We start from the raw sequence: 13,160 nt of genomic DNA, 5'->3' as shown, positions 1-13,160 counted from the left end.
CCTGTATCGGGTCAGTCTTTTTTTATCCTGAGAGTTTTAGGGAAAAGATCCGATCGCGATAAATAGAATTGGGAGTGAATTCCCGACGATCAAACACAAAAAATAACTTATGCACGAAAACGCTGACTTGGGGAAATTTTAATTAAGCCTGTACTGCCAAATATGTCCAGAGCGCTATTCTTTTGAGAAAGGGACAAGTTTTTCTTACTTCTTCTCATTATCTATTCATCACCTGTACATTTGCTACATAGACTTTATTAATCAGCTTTTGCCCATTATCTACAGGGGAGGTAGTACATTGGATATTTTGAAAAAGATTCAAAGTTACCGGGAAGAAGAGGAGAAGCTGAAATGGGAAGGAACCTTTTCTGATTATTTAGAGTTGCTGAAAGAAAGGCCTTATTTAGCTCAATCTGCACATTCGCGTGTTTATAATATGATTAAAGACGCAGGGATTGAAGAAGAACAGGGGCATCATAAGTACAAATTCTTTGAACATGAGATTTATGGCCTGGAAGATGCGATGGAGAAGCTGGTCGAGGAATATTTCCACCCGGCAGCCAAGCGGCTGGATGTCCGGAAGCGGATTTTGTTATTGATGGGGCCGGTCAGTGGAGGTAAATCTACTCTGGTCAATATCTTGAAACGCGGGTTAGAGAAGTATTCCCATACAGATAAGGGAGCGGTTTTTGCCATCAAAGGCTGTCCAATGCATGAAGATCCACTGCATTTGATTCCGCATCACTTACGCCCTGATTTTGAAGAACAATACGGCATCCGGATTGAAGGCAACCTTTCGCCGCTCAACATGATGCGCGTCGAAGAAGAATATGGTGGAAGAATTGAGGATGTGCAGGTGGAACGTATCTTCTTCTCAGAGGATAAACGCTGCGGTATCGGTACCTTTAGTCCATCGGATCCAAAATCGCAGGATATTGCTGACCTGACAGGTTCGATCGACTTCTCGACGATTGCGGAGTATGGCTCTGAGTCTGACCCGCGTGCCTACCGTTTTGATGGTGAACTGAATAAAGCGAACCGTGGGATGATGGAGTTCCAGGAGATGTTGAAGTGTGACGAGAAATTCCTGTGGCACTTATTGTCACTGACGCAGGAAGGGAATTTCAAAGCAGGAAGGTTTGCATTGATTTCGGCAGATGAGCTGATTGTTGCTCATACCAACGAAGCAGAATATCGTTCCTTTATTGCTAATAAAAAGAATGAAGCACTTCATTCACGAATGATCGTCATGCCTGTACCTTATAATTTAAAAGTCAGTCAGGAAGAGCGTATTTATGAAAAAATGATTCGCCAGAGTGATATCAAGGATGTTCATATCGCTCCTCATACACTGAAAATTGCTGCCATGTTCACGATTCTGACGCGGCTGAAAGATTCTACCCGTGGCCAGGTGGATTTATTGAAGAAAATGAGACTTTATAATGGAGAGAATGTAGAAGGCTTCAGCGATGTGGATGTCGAAGAATTGCAAAAAGAACATCCGGATGAAGGAATGAGCGGCATCGACCCGCGGTATGTCATCAACCGAATCTCTTCTACTATTATTAAGAAAGAGATGACTTCGATTAATGCACTCGATGTGCTCAGGTCATTGAAGGATGGGCTGGATAGTCACGCGTCTATATCAAAAGAAGACAAAGAGCGGTATTTGAATTTCATCTCCGTCGCTCGTAAAGAATACGATGAATTGGCGAAGAAAGAAGTCCAGAAGGCATTTGTATATTCCTATGAAGAATCGGCAGTCACTTTGATGGATAATTACCTGGACAATGTCGAAGCTTATTGCAACAAGGCTAAAATCAGGGATCCGCTGACAGGTGATGAAATGAATCCGGATGAAAAGTTGATGCGGTCGATTGAAGAACAGATCGGAATTTCAGAAAATGCCAAAAAAGCATTCCGTGAAGAAATTCTTATCCGTATCAGTGCTTATGCCCGTAAAGGGAAAAAATTCGATTATCACTCCCATGAGCGACTGCGGGAAGCAATCCAGAAAAAATTGTTTGCTGATCTCAAGGATATCGTCAAGATTACCACATCTACGAAAACGCCTGATGAGCAACAATTGAAGAAGATGAATGAAGTGATTGCTACATTAGTAGATGAGTATGGTTATAATTCCAGCTCAGCAAATGAACTGCTCCGTTATGTAGGAAGTCTATTAAACAGATAATCACTTAAAAGCATGTGGAAGGAAATCCTTTCACATGCTTTTTTATTGTCAGAAAGGGTAAAGCCGAATCCTTTAATTTGGTTTTCAGGTTTTTCCAGAATAAAGTTAGGGTATAGTAATGTAAAAAGGTGGTGTGCGTATGGGAGATAAAAGAATGGAGAAGAATAAGCCCAATAACAGTTCCATGGCAAAAGATATGAAAGAAATGAAGTATCAAGGAAGAGTAATGGAGCGTATGAATACGAATGATGAAGTGAAAGATAAAGGGCAGGATCCTGATCCCAAACAGCACGAAAAATAAACCATATCACTAAAATTCCGGGCATTCTTCACATTGACATAATGCTTCCAGGCTTTTCATGTTAAACATTGTCGAAAAGTTGTAAAAGACGTACCCACAGGTGCGTCTTTCTTGTTATAATGAATTTGTTGTTTTCAGTCGAATAATTAGGTTATAATTCTTGAAGAACAAATCACTCGAACCTATAATGTTATTTAGGTTTGCAAACGTTTACGTCAACCGCAACGATAGACAAATCTACATGGGGGTAATCAACTTGTCAAACAATGGGTCACAAGAAAGCTTTTGGGAAAACTTTCACGGCCCCAACACGGGGTACATCGAAGAACAATATGAACTTTATACAGAAGACCCTGATGCCGTCGATCCTTCTTTAAAGGAAATGTTCGATGAGCATGGGGCACCTGTCTGGATGGAAGCTGGAGCCGAACGCACTACAAGTAATGGCGCCGCTGCACCATCGGAACAGGATATTGCAAAGGTGACCTCAGCATATAAACTTGTTGAGGCTATTCGTCGTCATGGACACTTAGAAGCGGATATTTATGCCGTTGGGGGGAAAGAACGGTATTCAGAGCTTCTTGATCCAGCTACCTACAATTTGACTGAACAAGACTTAGAAGCCATCCCGGCGAACTGGGTTTGGCCAGATTCTCCTGTCAAATTGAAAAATGCTTTACAGGTCGTTAAAACGCTGAAAGAACGTTATGCAGGGACAATTTCTTTTGAATACGACCATGTAAATAATGAAGAAGAGCGGCAATGGCTGCAGGATAAAGTCGACACTGGCTCCTTCGTCGTTTCTTTGAGCGACGAAGAAAAGAAACAGTTGTTGAACCGGTTATTGGATGTTGAAGGGTTCGAGAATTTCCTTGCTAAAACTTTCGTCGGGCAGAAGCGTTTCTCCATTGAAGGTTTGGATATCATGGTACCTATGCTTGAACATATTATCCAGTCTTCTTATGCCGACGAAACGGAACATATCATGATGGGCATGGCCCACCGTGGACGTTTGAATGTACTTGCTCATATTCTCGGTAAGCCATACGATAAGATCTTTTCTGAATTCCACCATTCTCCGGATAAGGAACTGGTTCCATCTGAGGGTTCAATGGGAATCAACTATGGGTGGACCGGGGATGTCAAATATCACTTTGGTGCACGCCGTGAAATCAAAAACGGTGAACAACATTCTACACGTGTGACGCTTGCACATAACCCGTCCCATTTGGAGTTCGTCAATCCGGTAGTTCAAGGGTTCACACGGGCTGCTCAGGATGACCGCTCTCAAGCCGGTTTGCCTAAGCATCATCCAGATCGGGCTTTCGGTATCACCATTCATGGTGATGCAGCTTTCATCGGTGAAGGTGTAGTCGCAGAAACGTTAAACATGAGTGACCTGCCCGGCTACCGTGCTGGGGGTACAATTCATGTGATTGCCAATAACCTTGTCGGGTTTACCACAGACCGTGAACATGGCCGGTCTACGCGCTATGCGAGTGATCTGGCAAAAGGTTTTGAAATCCCTGTCGTGCACGTTAATGCGGATGATCCGATTGCTTGTTTATCTGCGGCAGCACTTGCCTATGAATATCGCATCAAATTCCATAAAGATTTCTTGATCGACCTGGTCGGATACCGCCGCTACGGTCACAATGAAATGGATGAACCGCGTGCGACACAGCCGCATCTATATAAGGAAATTGATAATCATCCTACCGCTGCAACTGTTTATCAGGAAAGACTGCAGCAGGAAGGTGTCATCAAAGAAGAAGACTTCAAAGAGATGAAAGAAAAAGGCGAAAACAAACTTCGTGAGCTTTATCAGAACATGAAGGAAAATGAAACAGCTGAACCAGAGGCTCAGAAGCTTCCAAAAGCAGTTGAAAACACGTTGGAAGAAATTGAAACAGCTGTAGATTTTAAGCGTCTGAAGGCTCTTAATGAAGGCATGCTGAAACGTCCGGAAGGCTTCAATGGTTTTAAGAAGCTGGAGAAAATTTTACAGCGTAGAAGCAAAATGCTGGAAGATGGCGGTAAAGTAGACTGGGCAACAGCGGAAGCCTTAGCATTTGCTTCTATTTTAGAAGATGGCCTGCCGATCCGACTTACTGGTCAGGATAGTGAACGTGGTACATTCGCTCACCGTCATATGGTGCTTCACGATGTCGAAACAGGGGAAACATACAATCCGTTGCACGGCTTGGAGCAGGCGAAGGCATCGTTTGCTATTCACAATAGCCCACTTTCCGAAGCAGGTGTGTTAGGGTTTGAATATGGATATAGTGTCCAGGCACCAGAATCACTTGTATTATGGGAAGCACAGTTTGGTGACTTTGCCAATGCCGGGCAAGTTATTTTTGACCAATTCGTAGCAGCTGGTCGAGCGAAATGGGGAGAGAAGACAAGCATGGTCTTCTTACTGCCTCATGGTTATGAAGGTCAGGGGCCGGAGCATTCCAGTGCCCGATTGGAACGTTTCTTACAGCTGGCAGCAGAAAACAACTGGACGGTTGCGAATGTTACGTCAGCAGCGCAATACTTCCACTTATTGCGCAGACAAGCTGCCATCAGCGGTAAAGAAGAAGCTCGTCCATTAGTGTTAATGACTCCTAAGAGTCTATTACGGAACCAGCGTATAGCTGATCCGGGTGAACGTTTCAGTGAAGGTAAATTTAATACCATCACACGTCAGCCTGGTTTAAGTGAAAATAAGGAAAAAGTAAAAACTTTACTGATCGGAAGCGGAAAAATCATGGTGGAAATAGAAGATGCCACAGAAAAGGCAGAAGGCCAAAACTTTGATTCGATTGCTGGTGTCAGGGTCGAGCAAATTTATCCGTTCCCTGATCATCGCTTGAAAGAAATCATGGATGAATATCCAAATTTAGAAGAGTTGGTATGGGTACAGGAAGAACCACAGAATATGGGAAGCTGGTACTTCGTCGAGGGTATCCTCCATCGATTACTAAATAAAGGCCAAATCCACCGTTATGTCGGACGTCCGCATCGTGCTTCTCCGTCAGTCGGTGAACCAAACATCCACAAGACAGAACAAAAACGTATTATCAATGAAGCACTTATGATGTCTAAAGGAGGAGATTCAAGTGAAAGAAATTAAGGTCCCTGAGTTAGCTGAGTCTATTACAGAAGGAACGATTGCCGAGTGGCTTGTCAAAAAAGGAGACAAGGTATCAAAAGGCGATCCGATCCTGGAGCTTGAAACAGATAAGGTTAACGTCGAAGTAAATGCTGATGCCAGCGGTGTTTTGACGGAAATCGTAAAAGATGCCGGAGATGACGTTGAAGTTGGCGATGTTATTGCCAAAGTAGATGAAAACGGTGAAGCTGGCGGATCTTCTGATGACTCCTCCGATCAAAAAGAAGAGCCAAAAGAAGAGAAGAAAGAAGAGCCTAAAAAAGAAGCTAAGCAAGAAAAGAAAGAAGAACCAAAAGAGAAAGAAGAAAAAACTGCTGAGAAAGAAAGCGGAACAGGCGATGTCGTAGCAACTCCAGCTGCGAGAAAACGTGCCCGCGAACTGGGAATCGATCTTAGTGAAATCAATGCCCGCGATCCATTAGGCCGTATCCGCCCTGAAGATGTAGATGCTGCTGCCAGTGGTTCTCAGGAAAAAGAAACGAAGCAGGAAGCTCCTAAAAAAGAGAAAAAAGCAGAGAAAAATAACGAAAAGACAGAATTCGATAAGCCGGTCGAGCGTGTGAAAATGTCCCGTCGTCGTCAGACGATTGCAAAGCGCCTGGTTGAAGCACAGCAAAACTCTGCGATGCTGACAACGTTCAATGAAGTAGACATGTCTGCGGTTATGCAGCTGCGCAAAGAACGTAAAGAAGACTTCCAACAGAAACATGATATCAAACTGGGCTTCATGTCCTTCTTCACAAAGGCAGTTATCGGTGCCTTAAAAGAATTCCCACTGTTGAATGCAGAAATTCAAGGAAATGAAATCGTGAAGAAGAAATTCTATGACATCGGTATGGCTGTATCCACAGATGAAGGTCTTGTCGTACCAGTTATCCGTGATGCAGACCGCTTAGGCTTTGCAGGCATTGAAAAAGATATCTCCCGTTTGGCTAAGAAAGCGATCAACAAAGAATTACAGTTGGATGAACTGCAAGGCGGTTCGTTCACGATTACAAATGGAGGTACTTTCGGTTCCATGCTTTCTACACCGATTTTGAATGCACCGCAAGTAGGTATCCTTGGCTTGCACAACATTCAAAAGCGCGCCATGGTTATGCCGGATGACAGTATTGAAGTTCGTCCGATGATGTATATCGCCCTTTCTTATGACCATCGTATCGTCGATGGGAAAGAAGCAGTCCAATTCCTGGTACGTGTGAAAGAATTGATCGAAGATCCGTACGATCTATTACTGGAAGGTTAAAACTTTGTGAATCCTCGTCATCGAATGTGGCGAGGATTCGTTTTTTCTGATACATTGTAAGTACCAACAGGAAAGGTGGGATCATATGAAGAAACCGCGTTCTTTCAACATGATTTTATACCCAAAGAAAACGATCTCTATAAACGGAGCCATTTATGATGTTGATCTCACCCATGATGAATTTTTGAATGAGTTCATGGACTGGGTCGAATCAAAGGGCTGGTCTTTTATGGGGCTGACAGAAGTGACATCAGCAGAAAAAGCAAGCGAAGAGCTCCTTTCACAAATGAAAGCTGAGAATAACGAAGACAACGAAGAAGATTAATAATACAGTAAACATCTCATGGTACGTGGCCATGAGGTGTTTTTTTATTTGTTCTAAACCTTGCGTTAGGGAAGAATAGGATGGAGATAAGAAAGCATATTTATGCGTTAGTAAGAAAGTCTCTGGTTAAGCAAGCATACCAATGCGTTAAGTAAGAATGTCACAGAATCAGGGCAGAACTTCACTGGCCAATCATCCGATTCAGCATAGAAAGCAATGGCTCTCTTTTTCAGCAGGCACCCAATAAATTTAATAGAATAGAGGACAGGTCGACGGAATCATTGTCAAATCAAGCTTTATAAAGCCTATATTTTGAATATGATTGGTATTTTTTTAAATTAATAGTCTGAATATTTAATCAAAATCGACAAACCTGCATAGAATAAAATAATACTAAAGCAGGAGGGGATGACGTTGGCTGAAGAAAAGAATTTTGTGATTGCAGAAGAAAATTGGTCCCTCCATCGAAAAGGACATGACGACCAGAAGCGCCATCAGGAAAAAGTTCAGGAGGCCATGAAGAATCAACTCCCAGATTTGATCACCGAAGAAAACATCATCATGTCTAAAGGCAAACATGTTGTTAAGATACCAATTCGATCACTGGATGAATATAAGATTCGTTACAATCATGATAAGAATAAACATGTTGGTCAGGGGGATGGGGACAGTCAAGTAGGCGATGTCGTAGCGAGAGATGGATCTGGAGATAAGAAAGCAGGAAAAGGTGAAGGAGCCGGCGACCAGGCTGGAGAAGACTACTATGAAGCGGAAATCAGTCTTGCTGAGTTGGAAGAAGCATTATTTAAGGAATTAGAACTGCCAAACCTGGAGGAAAAAGAGAAAGACAATATTGTGACCACTGATATCGAATTCAGTGATGTCAGAAAAACAGGGCTGACTGGCAACATTGACAAGAGACGAACGATGCTGGAAGCTTTTAAACGTAACGCCATGAAAGGTACGTCCTCATTCGCGCCGATTTATCCGGAGGATGTCCGTTACAAGACATGGAATGACGTTATAAAGCCAGAATCGAAAGCGGTAGTCATCGCTATGATGGATACGTCAGGATCGATGGGGTTATGGGAAAAGTATATGGCACGAAGCTTCTTCTTTTGGATGAACCGATTTTTGAAGTCAAAATATGAGACTGTAGATATTGAATTCATCGCCCATCATACCGAAGCCAAAGTAGTCAGTGAAGATGATTTCTTCTCCAAAGGGGAAAGCGGTGGAACGATTTGTTCTTCAGCTTACCGGAAAGCACTTGAGCTGATCGATCAAAAATATTCTCCAGAGCGGTATAATATCTATCCTTTTCATTTTTCAGACGGAGATAATCTAACATCAGACAACAAACGGTGTATCCAGCTTATCGAGGAGCTTTTAAAGGTATCCAGTCTCTTTGGGTACGGGGAAGTGAACCAGTATAACCGCCATTCCAGTTTAATGCAGGTCTACAAAAAGATAGAACATCCGAAGTTCAGTTATTATGTTCTACGGAAAAAAGCCGATGTCCTTTATGCCATGCAGAAGTTCTTAAGTGGAAAAGAAGAGGAAATGACCGTTTAACCAGCTCTCATGGAGCTGGTTCTTTTTTTGTTTGATGTTTTACTCCAGGGAAGGAGTGGAATATTTTTGCACATAAGAAAAAAAGTCTATAATAGTATTATTACAAGCTTTCAGTTGAGGTGTTCGCAACAATATGATCCAAGAGGTACTAGAGTCTAATCAAATCATACTTTTAATCGCTTTATTATTAGTCATCAGTGTCGTCGTCACAAAGTTTTCCTCGCGCCTTGGCGTGCCATCGCTCGTTCTATTCATACTAGTCGGCATGCTGGTGGGGTCAGATGGGTTGGAAATAATCTATTTTGATAATCCTGAACTGGCCCAAATTATCGGGGTCATTTCTTTAGTGATCATTTTATTTGAAGGTGGTATGCAGACAAAATGGGGAGGTATGAAGAAAGTTCTTGCCCCCTCGATCACACTGGCTACTTTCGGGGTTGTACTGACAACCAGTATTGTAGCGATATTTGTTAAATACATTCTTGGGGCTTCATGGCTCGAAGCTTTTCTGATTGGTTCGATTGTAGGCTCTACGGATGCGGCAGCCGTCTTTGCAGTCCTGAAAGGTAAAAATATTCGTCATAAGCTGGAAGATACATTAGAAGCAGAGTCAGGGACCAACGATCCGATGGCGGTGTTTCTCACGATTACTTTCATCCAGTTATTAACTGAAGAAGCTACCAGTATCTTCGGTTTGATCGGTTTGTTTTTTTGGCAGATGGGTCTTGGAGCTGTAGTCGGGGTTACTTTGGGATACATAGCAAGTTACTCATTGAACCGTATCAATCTGGATTCCAGCGGCCTTTATCCGCTTTTTGCTATTTCTTTCGCTCTCCTTTCTTACAGTGTCAGTTCGCTCTTGCAAGCCAGCGGACTGTTGGCTGTGTATGTAACAGCGGTAGTCATTGGTAATGCCGAGCTTGCTTATCGCTACTCCATTTTGCGATTTAACGAAGGTTTCGGCTGGATGGCTCAGATTTTAATGTTCGTCATTTTAGGCTTGTTCGTTTTCCCTTCGGAAGTTTTCACTTCGGATATTATGCTGAGAGGGATACTGATCTCCTTGATTCTGATGTTCGTTGCGAGGCCTGCTGCTGTTTATCTGGTGCTGGCATTCTTCCGTTTTACGAATAAAGAAAAAATGCTGCTCTCCTGGGCGGGACTGCGCGGGGCAGTTCCAATTGTCCTATCGATATTTCCAATGCTGGCAGAAGTAGAAAACAGCCAGATGATTTTCAACATTGTCTTTTTTATTGTACTGACATCCGCTTTAGTGCAGGGTGCATCCATCACCTGGCTGGCAGAGAAGCTTTCTCTTGTTTCCGATAAGCTCAGTAACCCAATTCATTCCCTGGAGCTGATTTCAGTAGGCAGGGCTAATGTAGAAATTATTGAGTTTGACGTTGCTAATAACAATCGAATTACCGGTGAGAAGCTGGAAGATATTCAGTTGCCTGATAAAGCATTGATCAATGCAATTATCCGTAATGGTGATATCATCACCCCTTATGGGCAGACGAAGATATTAGCTGGGGATACGCTGTATGTAACGGTTTCGAAACAGGTAAAAAAACAAGTGCAACAAGTTTTGAAGGATGTCAAAGAAGGAGTAGAAGAGGAAGAATAAAGGCCGAGGATATTATTTGTTTCAGAACGAGAAAAGCCGAGCTGTTTTCAGCTCGGCTTTTCTCGTAGCAGCTATGATATTTTTGGTGAATCGTTATGATATGAACAGTACATGGTTAATTATAAGAAAGTGTCATCCATTTGTAAACCCTTTCTCAGAAATTTATACCATTTTTCATGGATATCAGCTAAATAATCTTATAACAGGCAGGTATTTTAGGTTTTCATGGGGAATATAACAGAAAGTATTGTAGTGGCGAATGATGTCGAATCAATCGGTTGATCAATTGTTTTTTAACTACAATTATCATACAATGAAAAACTATAATTATCATACAATGATAAAACGGTTTGTGCTGAAAGGAGAGTAACAAGATGAAGAAGCAAATAGGATTTATCGGTTGTGGGAATATGGCCCAGGCGATGATCCAGGGCATGTTGAAAGCGGGAGTTGTCTATAAGGACCAGGTTTCCGCTACCGCCATTACAGATGAAACGATCGAAGGGGCGGCCTTCCGTTTCGATATTGATACATCGAATAACAATAAACAGCTGGCTAGTGAGAGTAATATTTTATTCCTTGCTGTCAAACCGTATATCTACAAAGAAGTGATGGAAGAGATCAAGTCTTATGTAAGAAAAGACGCCATCATTATTACGATTGCCGCTGGTATTACGATTTCCGATATTGAAAGCTCATTTGATCATCAGGTGAAAGTAGTAAGGACCATGCCGAATACACCTTCGCTTGTGGGCGAAGGAATGAGTATCCTATGCCCGAATGAGTTTATAACTTCTGATGAGCTGGACGAAGTGCGGAGTATTTTTGAAAGCTTTGGAAAAGCGGAAGTTATGCCGGAGAAGCTGATGGATGCTATGCCGGCTGTTAGTGGATCGGCACCTGCCTATGTGTATATGTTCATCGAGTCGATGGCGGATGGAGCTGTGCAGCAAGGGGTACCTAGAGCTCAAGCATACAAGTTGGCCGCTCAGGCTGTGCTTGGAGCAGCAAAGATGGTACTCGAAACTGGCGAGCACCCTGGAAAATTGAAAGACGATGTCTGTACCCCTGGCGGGTCTACGATTGAAGCCGTGACAGCATTGGAAAGCGCCGGTTTCCGGGGAGCGATTCAATCTGCGATGGATGCCTGTACAAAAAGGGCTAAATACTTATCAGGAAGTAAGAAATGAAAGAAGCCGTTAATCGGCTTTTTTTATTTCTATATTCGTGGGTGAGGGCTTGCATAACCTTCGAAAAACGAATAATATATTAAATGTTGTTATTATTATTCGGAAAGTAAGGTGTTTGTATGTCCAACGTTTTTCGCCTACAGGAAAATAAAACAAATGCACGTACAGAAGTGATGGCAGGTGTGACGACGTTTTTGACAATGGTTTATATCATAGTTGTCAATCCAGCTGTATTATCTGCCGCGGGCGTGCCATTTGAGCAGGTGTTCATGGCGACAGTGATTTCTGCATTAGTCGGGACATTGATTATGGCTTTTGCCGCTAATTATCCGATTGCTATTGCACCGGGAATGGGATTGAATGCCTATTTTGCCAGCGTTGTAGTCTCTCAGGGTGTATCTTATCAAGTTGTCTTTGGAACTGTTTTTATAGCCGGTATTCTATTTATTTTATTAAGTTTAACTAAATTAAGAGAAACCTTGATAATGGCAATACCCGCTTCATTGAAATATGGAATAACATCCGGGATCGGATTGTTCATTGCTTTTCTCGGACTGAAAATGTCAGGGATTGTCGTTCCAAGCGAAGCGACAATGGTGACCTTTGGCGATTTGCATCAGCCGGTCACTTTGCTGACTCTTGCTGGCCTGTTCATTACGCTGGGGCTGATGGCCAGGAATGTCAAAGGCGCGTTATTTCTCGGAATGGTGATTACAGGAATCATCGGTTATTTCACGGGCCAGCTTCAATTTGAAGGATTCATTTCTGCTCCACCAGCTCCTGTGTTCTTCGACCTGGATATCGCAGGCGTGTTCGCTAATGGATTATATACGGTGATTTTTGCGTTTTTGCTGGTGACCATTTTTGATACGACCGGAACGATGATCGGTGTTGCGGAGCAGGCTGGTTTTATTAAAGAGGACGGCAGTCTGCCCCGTGCCAAGGCTGCTTTAATGGCTGATGCGGTTGCTACAACCACGGGGTCCATGTTTGGTACAAGTCCATCTACGGCATATATCGAATCAACTTCCGGTGTAGCTGCGGGCGGAAGGACAGGTCTTACATCTGTTGTTGTGGCTGCTTTGTTCTTTTTGTCTATTTTCTTATCGCCAATTGTAGCGGCTATTTCAAATTTGCCGGCAATTACAGCTCCAGTGCTTATCATTGTTGGCTGTTTTATGATGGTGGGGCTTGCGAGGGTCGATTGGAGAACATTTGATGAAGCTTTTCCTGCTTTTGCGATCATCTTGACGATGCCGTTAACCTCCAGTATTGCTACTGGAATCTCTATCGGTTTTATCACCTATCCATTATTGAAACTTGTCAGTGGAAAAGGAAAAGAAGTCCACTGGATTTTATATACGTTTGGAATCATTTTCGTTTTGCAGATGATTTTCTTCCCTGCACATTAATTCACCGCGATGCCCCCGATTAATTGGGGCATCTTTTTTATTCTTTAAGAAAGGTTAACTTTGTTAAAGGATTAGGAAAATACTAAGGCTTTCGCACGACAAGGCAATTATTTCTATTAACTCTCCTTCC

At 42.7% G+C, this 13,160-nt stretch carries 9 protein-coding genes; all 9 read left to right on the top strand.

Features of this window, described 5'->3' with window-relative positions; genetic code table 11:
* Positions 1-298 precede the first annotated feature (298 nt).
* Positions 299-2,194 carry a PrkA family serine protein kinase gene (locus tag ACGTN9_RS14480; RefSeq protein ID WP_499593959.1) on the top strand — a complete coding sequence of 632 codons (1,896 nt, stop codon included), beginning with the start codon at positions 299-301 and terminating at the stop codon, positions 2,192-2,194.
* A gap of 139 nt (positions 2,195-2,333) precedes the next feature.
* Positions 2,334-2,495: a hypothetical protein gene (locus ACGTN9_RS14475; RefSeq protein ID WP_499593957.1), complete on the top strand. Its 162-nt coding sequence runs from the start codon at positions 2,334-2,336 to the stop codon at positions 2,493-2,495.
* 241 nt (positions 2,496-2,736) lie between these two features.
* Positions 2,737-5,616: a 2-oxoglutarate dehydrogenase E1 component gene (locus tag ACGTN9_RS14470; protein ID WP_499593998.1), complete on the top strand. Its 2,880-nt coding sequence runs from the start codon at positions 2,737-2,739 to the stop codon at positions 5,614-5,616.
* The gene (odhB, locus tag ACGTN9_RS14465) at positions 5,603-6,901 is read left to right on the top strand and encodes a 2-oxoglutarate dehydrogenase complex dihydrolipoyllysine-residue succinyltransferase (RefSeq protein WP_499593955.1); all 1,299 of its coding nucleotides are present in this window, start codon (positions 5,603-5,605) and stop codon (positions 6,899-6,901) included. The genes ACGTN9_RS14470 and odhB overlap by 14 nt, the downstream gene beginning before the upstream one ends.
* 109 nt (positions 6,902-7,010) lie before the next feature.
* On the top strand, positions 7,011-7,226 hold the full coding sequence (locus ACGTN9_RS14460; protein ID WP_499593997.1) for a hypothetical protein: 216 nt from the start codon (positions 7,011-7,013) through the stop codon (positions 7,224-7,226).
* Positions 7,227-7,634: 408 nt separating this feature from the next.
* Positions 7,635-8,801: a sporulation protein YhbH gene (yhbH, locus tag ACGTN9_RS14455; protein WP_028781854.1), complete on the top strand. Its 1,167-nt coding sequence runs from the start codon at positions 7,635-7,637 to the stop codon at positions 8,799-8,801.
* Between the two features lie 133 nt (positions 8,802-8,934).
* Positions 8,935-10,428 carry a potassium/proton antiporter gene (locus ACGTN9_RS14450; protein WP_499593953.1) on the top strand — a complete coding sequence of 498 codons (1,494 nt, stop codon included), beginning with the start codon at positions 8,935-8,937 and terminating at the stop codon, positions 10,426-10,428.
* A gap of 374 nt (positions 10,429-10,802) precedes the next feature.
* Positions 10,803-11,618 carry a pyrroline-5-carboxylate reductase gene (gene proC / locus ACGTN9_RS14445; RefSeq protein WP_499593951.1) on the top strand — a complete coding sequence of 272 codons (816 nt, stop codon included), beginning with the start codon at positions 10,803-10,805 and terminating at the stop codon, positions 11,616-11,618.
* A 119-nt stretch (positions 11,619-11,737) separates the two neighbouring features.
* Positions 11,738-13,030 (top strand): NCS2 family permease, encoded by a 1,293-nt coding sequence (locus ACGTN9_RS14440; RefSeq protein ID WP_499593949.1) that lies wholly within the window; start codon positions 11,738-11,740, stop codon positions 13,028-13,030.
* Positions 13,031-13,160: the final 130 nt, after the last annotated feature.

This window comes from Halobacillus sp. B23F22_5 (assembly GCF_043497085.1).
In the GTDB taxonomy this organism is placed as follows: domain Bacteria; phylum Bacillota; class Bacilli; order Bacillales; family Halobacillaceae; genus Thalassobacillus.
Note: the sequence above shows the minus strand (reverse complement) of the source record. Positions and strands in the feature narration are given on the sequence as shown.

Coding starts and splice junctions, on each gene's coding strand:
- yhbH (WP_028781854.1), top strand. CDS start 7,635: ATGACGTTGGCTGAAGAAAAGAATTTTGTGATTGCAGAAGAAAATTGG.
- ACGTN9_RS14470 (WP_499593998.1), top strand. CDS start 2,737: ATGGGGGTAATCAACTTGTCAAACAATGGGTCACAAGAAAGCTTTTGG.
- ACGTN9_RS14475 (WP_499593957.1), top strand. CDS start 2,334: ATGGGAGATAAAAGAATGGAGAAGAATAAGCCCAATAACAGTTCCATG.
- ACGTN9_RS14460 (WP_499593997.1), top strand. CDS start 7,011: ATGATTTTATACCCAAAGAAAACGATCTCTATAAACGGAGCCATTTAT.
- ACGTN9_RS14440 (WP_499593949.1), top strand. CDS start 11,738: ATGTCCAACGTTTTTCGCCTACAGGAAAATAAAACAAATGCACGTACA.
- ACGTN9_RS14450 (WP_499593953.1), top strand. CDS start 8,935: ATGATCCAAGAGGTACTAGAGTCTAATCAAATCATACTTTTAATCGCT.
- proC (WP_499593951.1), top strand. CDS start 10,803: ATGAAGAAGCAAATAGGATTTATCGGTTGTGGGAATATGGCCCAGGCG.